This window comes from Ensifer sp. 2TAB8 (assembly GCF_052115125.1).
Lineage (GTDB): Bacteria > Pseudomonadota > Alphaproteobacteria > Rhizobiales > Rhizobiaceae > Ensifer.
Genome location: NZ_JBFRGB010000027.1, coordinates 20,266 through 39,682 on the forward strand (window position 1 = coordinate 20,266; position 19,417 = coordinate 39,682).

The following is a 19,417-nucleotide window of genomic DNA, read 5'->3' on the forward strand; positions in this document are numbered from 1 at the left end:
AGAAGAGAAGATGAACAAGCATGTTTCCGGCCGCCTTGGGGCCGTTGCGGTCACCGCGTTCATGACGGCTTTTGCTGCACAAGCGCAGGAAGTGCCCGCGGGCTACCCTGCCGACTATGCGGACCTGATCGCCAAGGCCAAGCAGGAAGGGACCGTTTCGATCTACACCTCGACCGATGCGGCCCAGTCGCAGAAGCTGCAGGATGCCTTCACCAAGAAATACGGCATCAAGATCGCCTACAACGATCTCGGGACGAACGGTGCCTATAACCAGGTGATCTCGGAGGCTGCCGCCAGCCAGACCACCGCTGACATCGTCTGGAGCTCAGCGATGGACCTGCAGATGACGCTGGTCCAGGATGGTTACGCGGCCGATTACGCTTCACCAGAAGCCGGCAACCTTCCGAGCTGGGCAAACTACAAGAACACGCTCTACGCCACCACCGTCGAGCCGATCGGCGTGATCTACAACACCAAGGCCCTTTCCGAAGACAAGCTTCCGAAGACCTATGCCGACATGATCACGTTCCTGAAGGACAACAAGACCGAGCTTCAAGGCAAGGTTGCGACCTTCGATCCGGAAAAGAGCGGTTCCGGCTTCCTGCACCACTCCAACGATGCGCGTAACCGACCGGACTTCTGGGATCTTGCCAAGGCCATGGGCGACGATGGCGCCAAGATCTATTCCAGCTCCGGTGGCATGAAGGAAACGGTGGTTTCGGGCGAAAACGTCATCGCCATCAACATCATCGGCTCCTACGCGCTCGACTGGGTCAAGGAGAGCCCGAACCTCGGCGTGCATTTCGCGACGGACTATACGCCCGCCTTCTCGCGTCTGGCGCTGATTACCAAGGATGCTCCGCATTCGAACGCGGCCAAGCTCTTCGTCGACTTCATGCTGTCGTCCGAAGGCCAGTCGCTTCTGGCGGAAGGCGGACTGCCGTCGATCCGTGAAGACGTGACCGCCGGCCTCAACATCAAGACGCTCAACGAGCGTGTCGGTGGTGGCCTGAAGCCGATCGCCGTCGACGAGGGTGTTCTGGAATACATGGACCAGATGAAGCGCGTTCAGTTCCTCAACGACTGGAAAGCCGCCCTCAGCCGCTGATGCTTAGCCGACCGCGGCGCTCTGGCGCCGCGGTTCCGCCACCGTTTGCGAGAGGCATAGAATGTCTACCCACATCCAAGCACCGGCTGCAGTCCCCCTGACGAAAGCCGCAGCCGAAAAGAAGTATCCGGCAAAGATGCCGCGGCATGGCAATGCAAACTTCTATCGGCGCATCGTCATCGGTCTGCTCGCGGTCGCCGTCCTGGCACCCGTCGGCCTGATCATCTACCAGAGTTTCCTGACGGCCGCGTTCTTCAGCCCCCGTGCGCACTTCGGCCTCGATGCGTACAAATACGTCTTCACCGACAAGAACTTCTATCGTGCACTCGGCACGACGGCGATCTTCTCGTTCGGCATGGTGGCGATCGCGGTGCCGCTCGGCGGCCTGCTCGCCTTCCTGATTACGCGCACCGACATCAAGGGCAAGCGCCTGCTCGAGATCCTCGTGCTCGTGCCGATGTTCATTTCGTCGATCGTGCTTGCCTTCGGCTACACCGTCTCGGTCGGCCCGACGGGTTTCGTGTCGCTCTTCGTGCGCGACATTCTCGGCTTCGTGCCGTGGAACATCTACAGCCTGCCGGGCATGATCCTGATTGCCGGCCTCAGCCACGTTCCGCACGTCTATCTCTATGTCTCATCTGCCATGCGCAATCTGCCGTCGGACCTCGAAGAAGCCGCCCGCACCACCGGCGCGTCCATCTGGCAGGTCTCGCGCGACGTTACGCTGCCGATGGTGCTGCCGGCGCTGATCTTTGCGGCGGCCCTCAACATTCTGCTCGGCTTCGAAACCTTCGGCATTCCGCTCGTGCTTGGTGATCCGAACGGGATCATGGTGCTCACCACCTATATCTACAAGCTGACGACGCTTTTCGGCACGCCGACCTATCAGCTCATGGCTGTCGTCGCGGTCGTGCTGGTGCTGATCACGCTGCCGCTTGTGTGGATGCAGCGCAGGCTGCTGCGCAATGCCCGCAAGTATGCCGCACTCGGCGGCAAGGGTGCCCGCGTCGCCACCTTGAAACTCGGCACAAGCGGCCAGGTCATTGCCCTTTCGGTCATCGGTTTCTGGCTCTTTGTCTCGGTCGCTCTCCCGATCGGCGGCATCACGGTGCGCGCGTTCGTCGATGCCTGGGGCGAGGGCGTCAACCTCTTCGACCAACTGACCCTCTCCAACTTCAGCCGCATGCTCGAAGTGCCGAGCCTCTACAATGGCATCGTCAATACGATCATCCTGTCGGTCGTCGGTGGTGCTGCAGCCGTGGCGAYCTATCTCGCCGTCGGCCTGGCCGGTCACCGCAACTGGGGCATGTCGAACACGGTGCTGGACTATATCGTCCTCCTGCCGCGTGCGCTTCCGGGCCTCGTCGTCGGCCTTGCCTTCTTCTGGGTCTTCCTGTTCGTGCCGTTGCTCACGCCGCTGAGGCCAACGCTGGTCAGCCTCTTCGTCGCCTATCTGGTCGTCGGCCTGTCCTATGGTTTGCGCCTCCTGCAGGGAACACTGATCCAGGTCGCCCCGGAGCTCGAAGAGTCCGCCCGCACCACGGGCGCCACGATCGGCCGCACCTGGAAGGATGTGGTGATCCCGATCGTCCGGCCGGGTCTTGCCGGTGCCTGGGCGCTCGTCATGATCATCTTCCTTCGCGAATATGCGACGGGCGTCTACCTCATGGGCGCCGGCACGGAAGTCATCGGTTCGCTGATGGTCTCGCTTCTTCAGACCGGCGCCATGAACACGATCGCCGCTCTTTCCCTCATCAGCATCGTCTTGACGGGCGCAGGTCTCGCACTCGCCCTCCGTTTGGGAGCAAAAATCCATGACTGAACTCGTTGTCAGCAATGTCCAGAAGTGGCTGGGCGGTCTGCAGATCCTGAAAGGTGCGTCCTTCACCGCGCAGCGCGGCTCCATCGTCGCCCTTCTTGGTGCCTCGGGCAGCGGCAAGACCACGCTGTTGCGCTGTATCGCCGGGCTCGAGCAGCCGGAAATCGGCCAGATCGTCATCGGCGGCAAGACCGTGCTCGATGGCGAAAGGAAGCTCGCGCTTCCGCCCGAACAGCGCAACATCGGCCTCGTGTTTCAATCCTACGCCCTTTGGCCGCATCGCACCGTCAAGGAGAATGTCGGCTACGGCCTGAAGCTGCGCGGGGTGACGCAGGCCGATATCGAAAAGCGTGTGCAGGCGATCTTGGAACGCATGGGCCTTGGCCATCTTTCCGATCGCTTCCCCTCGCAATTGTCGGGCGGCCAGCAGCAGCGCGTCGCCATCTGCCGGGCGCTGGTTTATGAGCCGCGTGTGCTGTTGCTCGATGAGCCGCTCTCCAATCTCGATGCGAAGCTCAGAGAAGAGGCGCGCTACTGGATCCGCAAGCTGATCCTCGACCTCGAGATCTGCGCGATCCTCGTCACCCACGATCAAAGCGAGGCGCTGGCCGCTGCCGATAACATTCTCCTGCTACAGGACGGTCGCATCGTCCAGCAAGGCGGACCGCAGGAGATCTATTCCAATCCGAACAGCTTCTATTCGGCAGACTTCCTGGGCGCGAACAACATCGTCAAGGCGAAGGTGAAATCGATCAACGGCCGTAGCGCCGTCATCGGCGGCGACAACTGGAGCCTCGATGGCACGGTGCGCGAGGCATCCGGCGTCAACGCATCCGACGACGCGCGTGCGGTGATCCGGGTCGAGCAGATCAGCGTCAGCGACCAGCCCGAGGCGGGCGGGCTTGAGATGAACCTCGACGACAGCATCTATCTCGGCGACCGCTGGGAATACCGTCTGCGTCGCGGCGATTTCGTCGCCAAGGCACACGGCGCACGGCAGCTGGCGACCGGCACTGTCTGGGCACGAATCCCGTCTGAGAGCGTCTGGGTGTTTTCGGCGGGCCAGCGCTAGCGGGCGCTTGGCGGTCGCCGTTCCTCCCGGCGGCCGCTCCATTCAAAGGGATTTTCATGTCGAGACAGCCCCGGATAACGCTCATCCACGCGACGCCGATCGCGATGGAACCGATCAAACTTGCTTTCGCAACGGCTTGGCCGGACGCGGATGTGGTCAACCTTCTGGAGGACAGCCTTTCGCCCGACCGTGCCACAAGCACCGACATCACCGAAGCCCTGACGGCGCGTATCGAGGCTCTGGCCCGATATGCGCGGCAGATCGGGAGTGCGGCCGTGCTCTTCACCTGCTCGGCCTTCGGGCGGGCGATCGAGCAGGCGGCGACGACCGTCGACATCCCGGTGCTGAAACCCAACGAGGCGATGTTTGAGGCTGCGATCCGGAAAGGCGGCAGGACTGCCATGCTCTACACCTTCCCGCCTGCGCGCGACGGCATGGAGGCGGAGTTTTGGGAGGAGGCCGAAAGGATCGATCCGACCGCGACCATGGAGAGCTTTCTGGTGCACGGCGCGATCGAGGCGGTGCGGGCGGGTGATGCAGAGACCCACAATCGGCTCGTCGCCGAAGCTGCGGCGGGGTTGCGTGGCTTCGACAGCATCGTGCTTGCGCATTTTTCCACGGCACGCGCCGTATCTGCGGTGCGGGCGGTGACGAACATACCGGTCCTGTCGAGCCCGGATGCCGCCATCGACAAACTCAAGCGCCTTCTCGGCGCAGCCTGACATTCGGGAGTACACCTTCAATGCTGCTTGGCGTCATTGCAGACGATTTTACAGGGGCAAGCGATATCGCGAACACGCTTGCCAAGGGTCTGTCGGGGCAGGGTGGTCTTCGCACCGTTCAATACCTTGGAATCCCGCGCGCAAAGGCCGAACCCGATGTGGAGGCTGGCGTGATTGCGCTGAAGAGCCGGTCGGTCGAGGCAGCTTCGGCCATCGAGCAGTCGCTGGCGAGCCTGCGCTGGCTGCTCGATCAGGGGTGCCAGCAGATCGTCTTCAAGTACTGCTCGACCTTCGATTCCACTCCGGCGGGCAATATCGGCCCCGTCGCCGAAGCGCTTGCCGAGGCCTTGGGCGTCAAAGGCGTGATCGCCTGCCCCGCTTTTCCCGGTGCCGGCCGAACGGTCTATCAGGGCCACCTCTTCGTGAAGGATCGCCTTCTGAGCGAGTCCGGCCTGCAAAGCCACCCGCTCAACCCGATGACCGACGCGGATATCCGGCGCTGGCTGCGGCTCCAGTCGACAACTGAGGTTGGACATGTCGATATCGCCGTCGTCCGGCAAGGGGCGGCCGAAATCGGAACAGCACTGCGGGAGAACGGCGAGCGCAATCGCACGCTCGTCATCGTCGATGCAATCACGGATAACGACCTCGTCGCAATCGGTCGTGCGGCGGCGGGAGATCGCCTTGTCACGGGTGGCTCCGGCATCGCGATCGGTCTTGCCGCAAACTTCATCCATGAAGGCCTTGCTGCCGGGACCGGCGCCGGCGTAGCCGGCGTCGACGGACCGGAAGCCATTCTCGCCGGAAGCTGCTCCGGTGCGACCCGAGAACAGGTCGAGATCCACCGCAAGAACCACCCGACGCTTGCCATCGACGTTGCCGGCGTCATGGCCGGCTCGGTGACGACCGCCGAGCTGACGTCCTTCCTGCGCGCGAACGAGGGCAGGGCGCCGCTCGTCTATTCCTCGGGCACGCCCGAGGAGGTCCAGACGGTCCAGGCGCGCTTCGGCCGGGAAGCTGTTGCCGGAGCGCTCGATGATCTCTTTGCCAAAACGGCGCAGGAACTGGTCAAGGCTGGCGTCCGTCGCCTCGTCGTTGCCGGTGGCGAAACGTCCGGGGCGGTCGTCTCGGCACTCGATCTCGGCGCGCTGACGATTGGGCCGGAAATCGATCCCGGGGTGCCGGTGCTGTTGTCGGGCGGGGCAAGTCCCGTGGCGCTCGCGCTGAAGTCCGGCAATTTCGGCAGCCCCGATTTCTTCGTCAAAGCATTGGAAAGGCTTGCAGGCAGATGAGTGCTGAAAACAGGATACGCGACGAGATCGCCCGGCTTTCGAAGTCGTTGTTCGACCGTGGCTTCTCGGTCGGCTCCGCCGGCAACATCAGTGCTGCAGTCGAGGACGGGATCCTGATGACCCCGACCAATTCGTGCCTCGGCTTTCTCGATCCGGCACGCATCTCGAAGCTCGACCGCGAGGGCAACCACATATCCGGCGACAAGCCCTCGAAGGAAGTGTTCCTGCACCGCGCGTTCTACGAAACACGGCCGCAGACGGGCGCGGTGGTCCACCTTCATTCGACCTTCGCCACGGCTCTCTCCTGTCTTGCCGACATTGATCCGGACGACTGCATTCCGCCGCTCACCCCTTACGTTGTCATGCGCGTGGGGCAAGTGAAGCTGCTGCCCTACGTCAAGCCGGGCGACGAAAGCATGGGCGACATGATCCGGGAACTCGGTGGTCGCTATGCCGCCGTGCTGCTTGCCAATCATGGCCCTGTCGTTACTGGCAAGGATATCGCATCGGCGGTCTACGCAGCCGAGGAGCTGGAGGAAACTGCCAAGCTATTGGTGCTGTTGCGCGATGCGCCGAAGCGCATGCTTTCCCCTGAAAACGTCACGGAACTGAAGGCCGTCTTCGGCGGCTATTGAAGGAAATACCGATGAAAACGGCTGATCTCGTCGATGCGCATGGGGAGGAGGTGCACTTCTGCAATCTTCCCTTTCTGAAACTCGGGAAGACGAAGTCCTTCAGCGGTCCGATCGCGACCGTCAAATGCTTCGAGGACAATGCTCTGTTGAAGGCCGAGCTGCAGAAACCAGGCGAGGGCAGGGTCATGGTCGTCGATGGCGGCGCCTCGAGCCGCGTCGCGTTGCTTGGCGACCAGATCGCGATGATCCTTCGCGACAATGGCTGGGCCGGCATCGTGATCAACGGCGCGGTGCGCGACAGTGCCGAGATCGCGGAGATGGACGTGGGCGTTTTCTGCCTTTCGGTGACACCGAAGAAGTCCGTGAAGGACGGCGCCGGCAAGAAAGAGACACCAGTCCAGTTTGGCGGCGCCACCTTCGCGCCCGGCGCCTACCTCTATGCAGATGTGGACGGCGTGCTCGTCAGCGCCCGCGATCTTCGCTGAGGGGATAGTGCGGTGACCGTGCAGTCCATTTTCTCGGCCCATATCGGCTATCTCCTCAAGGAGCTACCCTTCAAGGAACGCTTCGGAGCGGCTGCTGCGATGGGTTTTGATGCCGTCGAACACCCTTATCTGGAGACGTTCGAGCCAGCGATCATCCGCGGTCTGCTGGAGAGACACCGTCTCCGCTTTGCGCAGCTCTCCTGCGCGTTCGGCGACCTCGCGAAGGGCGAAAAAGGCCTTGCCGCGCTGTCGGGCCGGCAGCCGGAGTTTCGCGCAGCCTTCGATAGCGCCCTTGAGTTCGCGCTCACCGTCGATGCGCCCTACCTTCACCCGATGGCCGGCATTCCGGCTGAAGGAAGCGATGCAGAGGCCGAAGGCGTTTACTTCGAGAACCTGCACTTCGCCGTTCAGCGAACGGCCGGTACGCCGGTAAAGATCCTGATCGAGGCGATCAGTGAGCGGTCGGTGCCGGGCTATGCGCTCTCCACACTGGAGCAGGCGTGCCGCGTGCAGGATGTCTTCGGTCCCGGCAATCTCTCGCTGCTGCTTGACACCTTCCATGCGCGTGCGACCGGCATCGATCCGGCTCAGTGGATCGCGGAAAATGCCTATCGGATCGGACACATCCACATCGCCGACCATCCGGGCCGACAGGAGCCGGGGACCGGGACGATCGATTTCGAGCCAGTCCTTTCCGCACTTGAAGCGCAGAGCTTTCAGGGTGCCATCGGCTTCGAGTTCACACCCTCGGCGAACACAGTCGAGAGTTTGACATTTCTTGCCGCCTGGCGGGCGAGATCAGAAATCAGGAGAAGAGCATGATCGTTTCCACCAATCCGGCCGACGGCCGCGAGCTTGCGCGCTACGACCTTCACGGCGATGCCTATGTCGACCAGGCGTTGCGCGCGGCAGCGAAGGCACAGGCCGCCTGGCGAAGAGTACCAGTTGCTGAGCGCTGCACGCTTCTTTCCGCCATGGCGCGAGTGCTGCGGGCCGGAAAACACCGTTATGCCGCAATGATAACCCGCGAGATGGGCAAGCCGATCACAGAGGCTGAGGCCGAGGTGGAGAAGTGCGCCTACAACTGCGATTTCTATGCCGAGAATGCGCCGAAGTACCTTGCGGATGAACCGGTGGCGTCGAACGCGGCTGAAAGCGTAATCGCTTTCGATCCGCTCGGTGTCGTCTTGGCGATCATGCCGTGGAACTATCCGTTCTGGCAGTTCTTCCGCTTTGCCGCTCCTGCCTTTGCAGCAGGCAATGGCGCAATCTTGAAGCACGCCAACAATGTCCCTGAATGTGCGCTCGCGATCGAAGAGGTGATGCGGGAAGCCGGCTGCCCTGAAGGTCTCTTCGCCACGCTGCTGATCGAGCCGTCGAAGGTTGCCGGCATCATCGCCGACGATCGGATCGCGGCCGTCACGCTGACGGGATCGACGGAGGTGGGGGCGATTGTCGCCGCGCAGGCCGGCAAGGCGTTGAAGAAGCAGGTGCTTGAGCTCGGCGGCTCGGACCCGTTCATCGTGCTCGCCGACGCCGATCTCGAAGAGGCGGCGAAGATCGCGGTCAAGGCGCGCTACATCAATGTCGGCCAATCCTGCGTCAATGCCAAGCGCTTCATCGTAGAAGAAACCATCGCCGACCGGTTCGTTGACCTCTTCCTGCAAGAGGTGGCGAAGCTGAAGATCGGCGACCCGATGGAGCGGGAAACGAATATCGGCCCGATGGCCAGGGAGAACCTGATGACCGGCCTGCACAAACAGGTCGAGCGCACGCTTGCTGCCGGCGCGACACTACGCGTTGGCGGTGCGCCGCTCGACGGCGACGGGTTCTATTATCCGCCGACGGTCCTCGACAACGTTCGCCCCGACATGGCTGCTTTTTGCGAGGAGACCTTCGGGCCGGTTGCGGCGATCATCCGCGTGACAGATGCCAAGGAGGCGGTGACGCTCGCCAACCAGACGGAGTTCGGGCTCGGTGCCGCGCTCTGGACCAGCGATCTCGCACGCGCCCGATTGCTTGCGCGCGAGATCGAAGCCGGCGCCGTCTTCATCAACGGTATGGTCGCTTCCGATCCTCGCTACCCCTTCGGCGGCATCAAGCGCTCCGGCTACGGGCGCGAACTCGGGGTCTACGGCATCCGCGAATTCGTCAACATCAAGACCGTGTGGATTGGCCCCACCCAGACGCCGGCGACCGCACAGGGAGGAGCACGATGAGCAAGGTGATGCCGGCCATCCTGCGGCCAAGGGAATTGAAGACCAACGACCGTGGCAACGGCGCACGCACCACGCCGCTGGTCACGCGGAAATGCGGCTCCACGAGCATGATCAACGGCATCACCGCGTTCGATCCAGGTGCTGCGATCGGCCTTCACAAGCACAATTGCGAGGAAAGCGTGATGATCCTCGATGGTCAGGCGATCGCCGAGATCGATGGCGTGCGCTATCCCCTCGGGCCCAATGACACGACCTGGATTCCGGCGAACGTTCCGCACCGCTTCATCAATGCGTCGGAGACGGGGCCCATGCGGATCTTCTGGGTCTATGCATCGATTGATGCCACTCGGACGATGATCGCGACCGGCGAGGAGCACACGATCGACGCCGAGCATGGCCACAAGCCGGGGGCGTCGGTATGATCCAGGAAGTTGCAGAATTGACCATCAAGCCGGGGCTGGAGGGTGATTTCGAACGAGGCGTCGAGAAGGCTGTTCCGCTTTTCCTCCGTGCCAGGGGATGTCACGGGGTTTCCCTCCACCGTGTCATCGAGACGCCGCAGGTCTATCGACTCGTCGTCGATTGGGAAACGGTCGAAGATCACATGGAAGGGTTTCGAGGCTCTGCCGATTTTCAGACCTGGCGCGAGATCGTCGGTCCCTGCTTCGCGGCGGCGCCCGTCGTAACGCACACGCGCCAGGTCATGAGCGCTCGGTGAGCCGCGACGGACTTCGCAAGGCGGGCGGCCGGTTTGCGCTGACGCTCTGCATCGGTGCGTTCGGCGGGTTCTTGATGTGGCTGGCGCATATGCCGCTTGCATGGCTGTTGGGGGCCATGCTGGCCACGGCCGTCTGTGCCTTTGCAGGCGTTCCCGTCTCCCTGCCGAAGCACGCGCGCCCACCGATGACGGCGGTGATCGGTGCGATGCTCGGCACCTCCTTTTCGCCGGAAACATACGGACATGTCTCGGCCTGGATCGTATCGCTCAGCGGCCTGATTGCCTTCATCGTCATCACCGGCACCTTGGCCTTTGCCTATTTCCGGTACCTCGCCAAGCTGGATCCCGTTACCGCCTACTTCTCCGCGATGCCTGGCGGTCTCGTCGAAATGATCACGCTCGGCGCGGAAAAGGGCGGCGACGAGCGGATGATCGCGCTCATCCATGCCGCCCGAATTTTCCTGGTCGTATTGGCGCTGCCGTTTCTGATCCAGACATTTACGGGCGTCGCGATCGACAGAACGGGCGTCGTGTCCGCCGGCGAAACCGCAGTGTCGGTAGCGGATGTGCTGTGGTTTGCCGGCGCGGTGATCGGCGGCGTTGCGCTTGGTACCGTCCTGCGATTGCCGGCGCGGTTTCTGGTCGGGCCGATGCTTGCGAGCGCCGTGCTTCATCTGGCCGGTGTGACCGATTTCGAGTTGCCTGCCATTGCCCTTGCTGCGGCACAGGTCGTCATTGGCGCGACGATCGGATGCCGCTTCGCCAACGCGTCACCGCGCATGGTAGTGCGGGCAATGGTGCTTTCCGCCGGCGCCACGGTGCTGATGCTCCTATCGACGCTGATGTTTGCCGGGTTGTTGTCGTTCATGGGCGGGGACCGGTTCATCGCCTATGTGCTCGCCTATTCGCCCGGTGGCGTCGCCGAGATGAGCCTGATTGCCCTTTCGCTCAACGTGGAAGTGCCGTTTGTGGTGCTGCATCACGTCGTTCGCGTGCTCACCGTCGTCGCGGGCGCATCCGCTGCCTTCCGATTGTTCGGCGCACCGATGCGTTGATGTCGGCGGGCAAAAGAGTTGGAGGTGTGGGCGACAGGCCACAGTCGGAGATGCTAGGGGTGCTCACCGGGAAGGGGCACAATCCAGCAGGAGACTTCTCGATGAGCAGAACTGCCATGAACGCCCTAGGACAACCGCTCTATTACAGCGGAAGCTCGACGGCATGGTTTTCCGCGACCGGATCCGGACCGACCCTCTACGGCACCGCCGGTAACGATTCCATCTGGGGCGACAGTTCCGTCGACGTAACGATGGTCGGCGGCACGGGCGACGATATCTACTACCTTTATTCATCGACGAACCGGGCCGAAGAGGCGCCCGGCGAAGGTGTAGACACGATCGATACGTGGATGAGCTACACCTTGCCGGAGAATTTCGAGAACCTGACCGTCACCGGCGATGGTCGACATGCATTCGGCAACGGTGCCGACAACATCATCACCGGCGGTTCCGGTAGCCAAACCATCGACGGAGGCGCAGGCAATGACGTGCTGATTGGCGGCGGTGGAGCCGATACTTTCGTGTTCGAGAGCGGCAATGGCAGCGACGTCATTGCCGATTTCAGCTCCAACGACACTGTTCGCCTCGACGGTTATGGCATCACGTCGTTCGACCAGGTTCTGGCCAACTCCGTTCAGGAGGGCGACGATCTCCGCTTTCATCTCGCCGATGGCGAAAGCCTGGTGCTCGCCGATACGGCGACCGAGCAATTGCAGGAAAGCCAGTTCCAGTTGAGCCTGGACCGGTCGGCCTTCACGCAGACTTTCTCGGACGATTTCGACACGCTTCAACTCCGCGATGACACGGGCGGTGTCTGGGATGCGAAATACTGGTGGGCGCCGGAAGAGGGGGCGACGCTCACTGAAAACGGCGAACTGCAGTGGTATGTCAATCCGGGCTACGAGCCGACCGCTGCTGCCAATCCTTTTTCGGTCGGGGACGGCGTACTTACGATCACCGCGGAGCGCGCATCGGAAGCAATCCAGTCCGAGATCGGTGGTTATGATTACACGTCCGGGATGCTGACGACCTACTCGTCCTTCGCCCAGACCTACGGCTACTTCGAAATGCGGGCAGACATGCCGGACGACCACGGCGCCTGGCCCGCCTTCTGGCTGCTACCCGCCGACGGCTCCTGGCCGCCCGAACTCGACGTCGTCGAGATGCGCGGGCAGGACCCGAATACCGTCGTCACCACCGCCCATTCCAATGAAAGCGGTGAGCACACCGTGAGCCGAGACGGGGCGCAGGTCGCCGATACCGACGGGTTTCACGACTATGGCGTGCTTTGGACGAAAGACGAGATCGTCTGGTACTTCGACGACACGGAGATCGCCCGCACCGACACGCCCGCGGATATGCACGAGCCGATGTATATGCTCGTCAATCTTGCGGTCGGAGGAATGGCCGAAGCGCCGAATGACGATTTTGCCGATGGAGCGGAGATGAAGATCGACCACATCGAGGCGTACGCGCTGGGTTCCGATTGGGACATTTAATCGGGTAGCGGGCAAGGCCGGCGGCCCGCACGGCGGCCGGCCTCGCCAAAGCTCTCAGGGATCAAGATGACGGAAGGCCGGCGCTCATTTGGCGGCTCCCTCGGTCCCGGCCAACTTGATCCTGTCGCGTTGCGGCAGGCGCCCGTTCAGCACGATATAGGCGACGAGGCCGATTACCAGACCCCAGAAAGCTCCGCCAATGCCGAGAAGCTTGATGTTGGCGGCAGACGCCAGGAATGTGATGAGAGCAGCCTCGCGCGATGTCGGATCGGCCATCGCTCCGGCAAGGCTGCCGCCGATCGTGCCCAGCAGCGCGAGGCCCGCAAGCGTGGTGATGAATGTTGCGGGGAATGCCATGAACACGGCAGCGAGGGTCACACCGAAGACACCCACGAGCACATAGAAGCAGCCTGCTGCGATGCCCGCGATCCAGCGCTTGGACGGGTCCTCATGCGCTTCCTTTCCGGTGGCAATTGCCGCGGTGATGGCCGCGATATTGAAAGCGTGGGAGCCGAAGGGCGCCATGATGAGCGAACCGAGGCCGGTCGCGGTGACGATCGGGTTGGCGCTGGTCTTGAAGCCGTCATTTCGCAGCACCAGCATACCCGGCATGTATTGGCCGGTCAGCGTGATCAGAAACAACGGCAATGCGACGGAAAGCAGTGCGTTCAGCGAGAATTCCGGCATGGTGAAAACGGGTGCCGCGAATTCCAGCTTCAGCCCGGACAGGTCGACCCGGCCCTCTGCAAGCAGGAACGAGAGCCCAAGAATGAGGATGCCGACCACCGCATAGCGGGCGGAGAAGCGCTTCAGCACGACATAGGCAACGATCAGCAAGCCGACGAGCAGCGGATCGACGCTGGCGCCGCCGAACGCACCGATCCCGAACTGCAGCAGGATGCCGGCCAATAGGCCGGAGGCAATGCCCGACGGGATCAGCCCGATGACCTTCTCGAAGTAGCCGGAAAGGCCAAGTGCGACGAACGCTGCGGCCGAGACCATGTAGGCACCAATGGCCTCCGCATAGGGTGTCGTCGCCAGTGCCGTCACGAGGAACGCCGCCGCCGGTGTCGACCAGGCGGTGATAATCGGCTCGCGATATCGCCAGCTCAAGAAGAGCCCGGACAGCCCCACGCCGATGGAGACGGACCATACCCAAGACGTGGTCAGCTCCGGACTGAGGCCGGCGACCTTCGCGGCCTGAAAGACGAGGATAAATGTGCCGCCGTAATTGACGATGACGGAGATCAGGCCCGCCACGATGGGGTGCGTCAGGTCGTACAGGCGGATGGGAGAGGGCGATGGATGGGAAGGCATGTCTTGATGGTACTCCTGAATTCTGCGGCGGATGGCCGACGAAGTGCGTTGACATTTAGCCGTCCAATGGACTGATGTTCCCATCCACTTTGTTAGGTAGGGTCAGACCATTTGTTCAAGCATTCGCAACTGGAGTCCGTGAAGGCTTGGCTCGCCCATCCGGCGCATGCCGCGATGCCGCTTCACGCGCGGATACAGCGGGCGATCCGGCAACTGATCCTCGATGGCGTGCTTGGGCCCGGAAAGCCGCTGCCGGCGTCACGCGCGCTCGCCCAGTCGCTCTGCGTATCCCGCGACACCGTCGAAGCAGCCTATGGTCAACTTCATGCTGAAGGCTTCATCGAGCGCCGGGTGGGAAGCGGGAGTTTCGTGGCCGAGATGAAGGAGTTCGCACCCGGTCGGCGCCTTTCCCGGCGAGATACGCTGCTGCGCAACCAGGCTCCGAACCTCAGCAGACGTGGCGATGCGATGTTTCAAAGTGGCGGTGTGCGCGAACTGCTTGCGCCGCGACCCTTCGCGCATGGCGTGCCGGAGACGCGGAATTTCCCTCTCCGGATTTGGGAACGCCTGGAACGACAGGTCTTCCGGGAAAGCGGTACCCAGGTGCTCCTTCACGGTGATCCGCAAGGGACCGAAGCGCTTCGCCGTGCCATCGCCGACTACGTGAATCTGGAGCGTGGCGCGCGCGCCACGGCCGATCGGGTGTTGGTCCTCACGAGTTCGCAGCAGGCGTTGACACTTTGCGCCAACATGCTGTTCGACCCCGGCGATCGGATCTTCATCGAAGACCCCGCCTACTACGGTGCGCGCAAGGCTTTCGACGCGGCGGGGCTGGAATGCGTTCCCGTTCGCGTCGATGACCAGGGCCTCGTCGTCGGGGAGATCATGGCCGAACCGCGCAAAGCCAAGGCCGTGTTCCTGACGCCCTCGCATCAATTCCCGACCGGAGCGACGCTGGCGCTGGAGCGCCGCCTGGCGATGATCGAGTGGGCCAAACGCCATCAGACCTGGATCATCGAGGACGACTACGACAGCGAATTCCATTATGCCGGCAAGCCGACGGCCTGCGTGCAGGGCCTCGATCCGCACGACCGGACGATCTACATCGGCACCTTTACCAAATCGCTCTTTCCGGGCTTGAGGATCGGCTATGTGGTGCTGCCTCCCCAACTTGTGCAGCCGATGACGGTCGCGCGCACGCTGCTTGACGGGCACACCGCCCCGCTGGCGCAATTGACGCTCGCCCGCTTCATGGAAGGCGGGCATTTTGGTGCGCATGTCCGCACCATGCGCAGCGTCTACGCCGACCGGCTCGACCTACTGGCAACCCTCGTCGACAAGCATCTTTCGAGCTATGTCGAAGCGCAGGTCCCCATCGGCGGGCTACAGATGCCCTGTGTACTGGCCGGCAACATACCGGAACGCATAGCCATCGACGCCGCAAGACGTGCCGGGATCGACATCATGGGACTGTCCGATCTTTACGCCGCTGGCACGCCCAAGGCCGGCTTCCTGATGGGATTTGCGGCCTACACGCCGCGCGAAATCGAGGCCGCAGTCAGGAAAATGGCGGACGCATTCGGCGCCACAGCGAAGCCGTAGCCGGCTTGACGCCGGATTTCCGGCGCAAACGCCAGAACGAAATGGCGGGCGACATCAACGCCAGTCCGAACTGCCGGCTGTTCTGTCGTCCTGCAGGGTTTCGAGAAGCAAGCTCATATCCCCGAGCGCAACGGTTTGGGACATGGCGATGTCCAGAAGCGCGTCTCTGAACCGGCTCCGCTGAGAGGCGTCGCGTCGCTGCAAGCCTGCAAAGCGCGCTGGATAAAACTCACTCTCTCGGCGTGGCATGATTGGCAGCCTCCTGCATTCCGCCGGATGAATGGCGAACCTGGCGCGATTGTCGTAGCAAATAGGAACCCAACTCCGCGGCAGCAGCGATATCGGCGAAGAGCAGGCTCGCCTCCGCCATGGTGCCGTCGTCGAGGGCATCCGTTTCGTTGGGGTCGAAGTCACCGAGCAGCACCAGAAGTGCCTCGATCCTTTGGCGCTGGTCGCTGGCCGCTGCCAACAGGCTCCGCTCGATCCGCTCTCGCTCCAGCCTTTCAAGGTCGCGCAGTGCCTCGCCCACCCGGTCTCGGCATTCGCAGTCGATTGCGCTGCTCAAGACCGCGCCGTGCATGCGCGCGATCGCGCGGCCGATGTCTTCTTTGGTTTGGGCCAATGTCGATGTCATAGCTGGGTCCGCTGCTCGCATTGCATGTGTTCCATGTCCAACGTTGCGTCGAAGCACCTTCCGCTTCCAGGCAACGACGATCCGGCAATCTCGGTGTGAACCTAAGGGCAGGTGAGACCGGACTGTTTGAACCAGCGCAAAGACAGACGACTTTCTATGGCCGGGGGGCGAGGTCTGAGGCGTGTGGCGCGAAAAGAGGAGTAGTGATCGCCGGGTGCGTCTTGGTCGCAAGGAAGGACGGGACACCGGCCAGTAATTCCAATATCACGTCCACCAGATCCGCTGCAGTCGCAGCCGCAACGATGGACGGCCAATGGCCGTCACTCCTGACGCCAGGCTCGCGGAGCCGTGAAGTAGGAATAGCCTTGATGGTCACACCAACTCCTGGGCAGGCATTGCCCGCTTCTGCAGATGAATTCGCCGGGCGTGAGCAATTGCGTGCGAGTTCCGCCGAATTCCGCAAGGATGTCATCGAAATCACGGAGGGCGTTTTTGCCGCCGTCGGCTATTCGGCGAGTAACGTCACGCTGATCCAAGGCGACGGCGGCTCGATTATCGTCGACACATCCGCCAATCCTGTCGACGCCAAGTCGATCGTGGACGCCTTCGGTGATCGCTTCGTGCGCCCTGTCCGGGCAATCATCTACACCCACAATCACCCGGATCATTCTGGCGGGGCGAAGGTATTTGCCGGAGCTGACAATCCCGAAATCTACAGCCATCAGACGCTGGTGGAATCCGGCCCTGAGTTCGGAAGGGGTCCGAGGGATGGCGGCGATGCCTTCGGAACGAAGCTGACCGACGATCTGTTCATCAACGCGGGCACGCAGCTCGAATACGGCCGCGCCACGCCGCATACCCGGGAGGGCTTCCTGTCGCCGACCCGCACTTTCAGCGGCGAGAGCGAGACCGTCGAGCTCGCCGGTGTCTCGATGCAACTTATCCATACGCCCGGAGAGTCACCGGAGAACACGGCCGTCTGGATTCCCGGAAAGGGCGTGCTGATCCCCGGCGACGATTTCCTGAAATCCTACCCGAACCTCTCGCCGATCCGCGGCCTCAAGCTGCGGCCGCCGGAGAAGTGGGTCGCAAGCCTCGACAAGATGCTCGCGCTGGACGCCACCTACATGATCCAGGGTCACATGCGACCTATCCTCGGAAAGGACGAAGTCCGCAAGGCGCTCACCGACTACCGGGACGGGATCAAGACGGTCCTCGATCAAACGCTTGCCGGAATCAAACAGGGAAAAACGCCGGACGAACTCGTTCAGGAAGTGAAGCTCTCTTCCGAACTCGCAAGGAGCCCCTATCTGCAAGAATACTACGGCACAGTCGCATGGGCGGTGCGCGGCATCTATGCCGACTATGTCGGCTGGTTCGATGGAAATGCCACGAATTTGAACCCTCTGCCGCCCACCGAGCGCGCTCGAAAAATGCTCGAAATGGCCGGAGGGACAGCGAAGATGATCGCCCGCGCCCAGGAAGCAATCGAGGCCAAGGAATTCCAGTGGGGCGCGGAACTGATCGACTATGTACTGGCCTCCGACCCTGAGAACATCCAGGCCAAGGCGATCAAGGCGAGGGCGCTGACCGAGCTCGGCGAGCGTCAGATCAACGCCACTGCCCGGAACTACTATCTCACCACGGCGCAGCATCTGCGGAACGCCGAGAACCAGCAGTAGTCTTCACCGCGGGCGGTTGCCGCGACTTCATCGGACACACACAGTCGCCAGGCCCGGTCGCTGGCGCGACCGGGCCTGGCGAGGACGGAAACGATCGCACCCGCTTCCTCCTCGTTCGCGCTTGCCAGCGACCCCGTCGGCCGAACTTCACCTTCCAGCACCGAGTATGGACGTGATCGCGCCGGCGGCCGCCTTCACGACGATGTCTGCCTCGCCGGTTGTCAGGCAGAGCGGCGGCGCGAAGCCCAGGATATCGCCCTGCGGCATGGCGCGGCCGATAACGCCGCGTTCGAGCAGGGCGGCCGCGATTTGCGGGCCAACCTTCTTCGCCGGATCGAAGAAGACCCGGTCGTCCTTGTCCTCGACAAATTCGATCGCGGCCATCAGTCCGTCACCGCGCACTTCGCCCACATGCTGATGGCCGGCAAGCGCCTTCGTCAGCTCCGCGCGGAAATAGGCGCCGGTGCTGCCGGCGTTTTCAACCAGGCCCAACTCGTCGATCAGGTCGAGATTGGCAACGCCCGCGGCTGCGCAGATCGGATGGGCGGAATAGGTCCAACCATGGCCGATCGCACCCAGTTCGTCAGATCCTTGCACTAGCACCTGCCACATCTTGTCCGAGACGATCGTGCCGGAAAGTGGCGCGTATGCCGAGGTGAGGCCCTTGGCAATGGTGATGAGATCAGGCCGCATGCCGTAGTGGTCGGAGCCGAACATCGTGCCGAGACGGCCGAATCCGGTCACCACCTCGTCGGCGACGAGCAGGATGTCGTACTTGTCCAGCACCGCCTGGATCTTCTGCCAGTAGCCCTTCGGCGGTGGCACGATGCCGCCGGTGCCGAGGATCGGCTCGCCGATGAAGGCGGCGATCGTCTCCGGGCCTTCGGCCTGGATCATCTCCTCGAGCTTGTCTGCGCAATATTGGGAGAACTGCTCTTCATCCATCGAGCGGTCAGGGCGGCGGAAGAAGTAGGGCGCTTCCGTGTGCAGGATCGGCGCGCGCGGCAGATCAAAGGCGTTGTGGAAGAGATGCAGGCCGGTCAACGAGCCGGTCATGACGCCGGAGCCGTGATAGCCGCGCCAGCGGGAGATGATCTTCTTTTTTTCCGGCCGGCCGAGGATGTTGTTGTAATACCAGATCAGCTTGATGTTGGTCTCGTTGGCATCCGAGCCTGAAAGACCGAAATGGACGCGGCTCATGCCCTCCGGCGCACGCTCGATGATCATCTTGGAAAGCGTGATCGACGCTTCCGTACCGTGGCCGACATAGGCGTGGTAATAAGCGAGGTTCTTGGCCTGCTCGGCGATTGCGTCGGCGATCTTCTGCCGGCCGTAGCCGACATTGACGCAGTAGAGGCCGGCAAAGGCATCAAGGCTCGTCCTGCCGCTGGTGTCGGTAATGTACACACCTTCGCCGCCGCCGATGACGCGGGTCGGCGTCTCGCCGCGGGCGTGCATGCCCATATGCGTGGACGGGTGGAAAAAGTGATCACGGTCCCAGGCGCTGAGTTCGTTGCTTTTCTCGAGCATGGTCTTTCCTTTCGCGTATGAAATGTGG

Annotated in this window: 18 protein-coding genes; 15 read left to right on the forward strand and 3 right to left on the reverse strand. The window is 62.5% G+C overall.

The window, feature by feature from the left end; translation table 11 throughout:
• Nucleotides 1–10: 10 nt before the first annotated feature.
• The 13 genes from AB4Z53_RS29395 (at nt 11) to AB4Z53_RS29455 (ending at nt 12,624) form a co-directional block, all read left to right on the forward strand.
• Nucleotides 11–1,108, forward strand: a complete 1,098-nt coding sequence (locus AB4Z53_RS29395; protein WP_441598991.1) for an ABC transporter substrate-binding protein — start codon at nt 11–13, stop codon at nt 1,106–1,108.
• A gap of 61 nt (nt 1,109–1,169) precedes the next feature.
• A complete protein-coding gene (locus AB4Z53_RS29400) occupies nt 1,170–2,930 on the forward strand; it encodes an ABC transporter permease (protein WP_441598992.1) in 1,761 nt (586 codons plus the stop codon).
• On the forward strand, nt 2,923–3,999 hold the full coding sequence (locus AB4Z53_RS29405) for an ABC transporter ATP-binding protein (RefSeq protein WP_441598993.1): 1,077 nt from the start codon (nt 2,923–2,925) through the stop codon (nt 3,997–3,999). The genes AB4Z53_RS29400 and AB4Z53_RS29405 overlap by 8 nt, the downstream gene beginning before the upstream one ends.
• A 56-nt stretch (nt 4,000–4,055) precedes the next feature.
• Nucleotides 4,056–4,721 (forward strand): arylsulfatase, encoded by a 666-nt coding sequence (locus tag AB4Z53_RS29410; RefSeq protein ID WP_441598994.1) that lies wholly within the window; start codon nt 4,056–4,058, stop codon nt 4,719–4,721.
• Between the two features lie 20 nt (nt 4,722–4,741).
• A complete protein-coding gene (otnK, locus tag AB4Z53_RS29415) occupies nt 4,742–6,013 on the forward strand; it encodes a 3-oxo-tetronate kinase (RefSeq protein WP_441598995.1) in 1,272 nt (423 codons plus the stop codon).
• The gene (otnC, locus tag AB4Z53_RS29420) at nt 6,010–6,648 is read left to right on the forward strand and encodes a 3-oxo-tetronate 4-phosphate decarboxylase (RefSeq protein ID WP_441598996.1); all 639 of its coding nucleotides are present in this window, start codon (nt 6,010–6,012) and stop codon (nt 6,646–6,648) included. The genes otnK and otnC overlap by 4 nt, the downstream gene beginning before the upstream one ends.
• Nucleotides 6,649–6,659: 11 nt before the next feature.
• A complete protein-coding gene (rraA, locus tag AB4Z53_RS29425) occupies nt 6,660–7,133 on the forward strand; it encodes a ribonuclease E activity regulator RraA (RefSeq protein WP_113540930.1) in 474 nt (157 codons plus the stop codon).
• A 12-nt stretch (nt 7,134–7,145) separates the two neighbouring features.
• Nucleotides 7,146–7,955: a hydroxypyruvate isomerase family protein gene (locus AB4Z53_RS29430; protein WP_441598997.1), complete on the forward strand. Its 810-nt coding sequence runs from the start codon at nt 7,146–7,148 to the stop codon at nt 7,953–7,955.
• The gene (locus AB4Z53_RS29435; protein ID WP_441598998.1) at nt 7,952–9,352 is read left to right on the forward strand and encodes an NAD-dependent succinate-semialdehyde dehydrogenase; all 1,401 of its coding nucleotides are present in this window, start codon (nt 7,952–7,954) and stop codon (nt 9,350–9,352) included. The genes AB4Z53_RS29430 and AB4Z53_RS29435 overlap by 4 nt, the downstream gene beginning before the upstream one ends.
• Entirely contained in the window at nt 9,349–9,774 is a 426-nt protein-coding gene (locus AB4Z53_RS29440) for a cupin domain-containing protein (protein WP_441598999.1), read from the forward strand. Before AB4Z53_RS29435 ends, AB4Z53_RS29440 begins: the two co-directional genes overlap by 4 nt.
• Nucleotides 9,771–10,070, forward strand: a complete 300-nt coding sequence (locus AB4Z53_RS29445) for an antibiotic biosynthesis monooxygenase family protein (protein WP_223729306.1) — start codon at nt 9,771–9,773, stop codon at nt 10,068–10,070. Before AB4Z53_RS29440 ends, AB4Z53_RS29445 begins: the two co-directional genes overlap by 4 nt.
• Nucleotides 10,067–11,125, forward strand: coding sequence for an AbrB family transcriptional regulator (locus tag AB4Z53_RS29450; protein ID WP_441599000.1), 1,059 nt, complete (start codon nt 10,067–10,069; stop codon nt 11,123–11,125). The genes AB4Z53_RS29445 and AB4Z53_RS29450 overlap by 4 nt, the downstream gene beginning before the upstream one ends.
• A gap of 101 nt (nt 11,126–11,226) precedes the next feature.
• Entirely contained in the window at nt 11,227–12,624 is a 1,398-nt protein-coding gene (locus AB4Z53_RS29455) for a family 16 glycosylhydrolase (RefSeq protein WP_441599001.1), read from the forward strand.
• An 84-nt stretch (nt 12,625–12,708) separates the two neighbouring features.
• Here AB4Z53_RS29455 and AB4Z53_RS29460 read toward each other — a convergent pair whose 3' ends face one another.
• The gene (locus AB4Z53_RS29460; RefSeq protein WP_441599002.1) at nt 12,709–13,941 is read right to left on the reverse strand and encodes a benzoate/H(+) symporter BenE family transporter; all 1,233 of its coding nucleotides are present in this window, start codon (nt 13,939–13,941) and stop codon (nt 12,709–12,711) included.
• A 111-nt stretch (nt 13,942–14,052) separates the two neighbouring features.
• On the opposite strand from AB4Z53_RS29460, the gene pdxR reads away from it, so the two are divergent.
• Nucleotides 14,053–15,543: a MocR-like pyridoxine biosynthesis transcription factor PdxR gene (gene pdxR, locus AB4Z53_RS29465; protein WP_441599003.1), complete on the forward strand. Its 1,491-nt coding sequence runs from the start codon at nt 14,053–14,055 to the stop codon at nt 15,541–15,543.
• Between the two features lie 229 nt (nt 15,544–15,772).
• Here the strand turns inward: pdxR and AB4Z53_RS29470 are convergent, their stop codons facing one another.
• Entirely contained in the window at nt 15,773–16,198 is a 426-nt protein-coding gene (locus AB4Z53_RS29470; RefSeq protein ID WP_113540939.1) for a hypothetical protein, read from the reverse strand.
• Between the two features lie 347 nt (nt 16,199–16,545).
• On the opposite strand from AB4Z53_RS29470, the gene AB4Z53_RS29475 reads away from it, so the two are divergent.
• Complete coding sequence (locus AB4Z53_RS29475; protein ID WP_441599004.1) at nt 16,546–17,859, forward strand: alkyl sulfatase dimerization domain-containing protein; 1,314 nt, start codon at nt 16,546–16,548, stop codon at nt 17,857–17,859.
• Between the two features lie 147 nt (nt 17,860–18,006).
• Here AB4Z53_RS29475 and AB4Z53_RS29480 read toward each other — a convergent pair whose 3' ends face one another.
• Nucleotides 18,007–19,389, reverse strand: coding sequence for an aspartate aminotransferase family protein (locus AB4Z53_RS29480; RefSeq protein ID WP_441599005.1), 1,383 nt, complete (start codon nt 19,387–19,389; stop codon nt 18,007–18,009).
• Nucleotides 19,390–19,417: the final 28 nt, after the last annotated feature.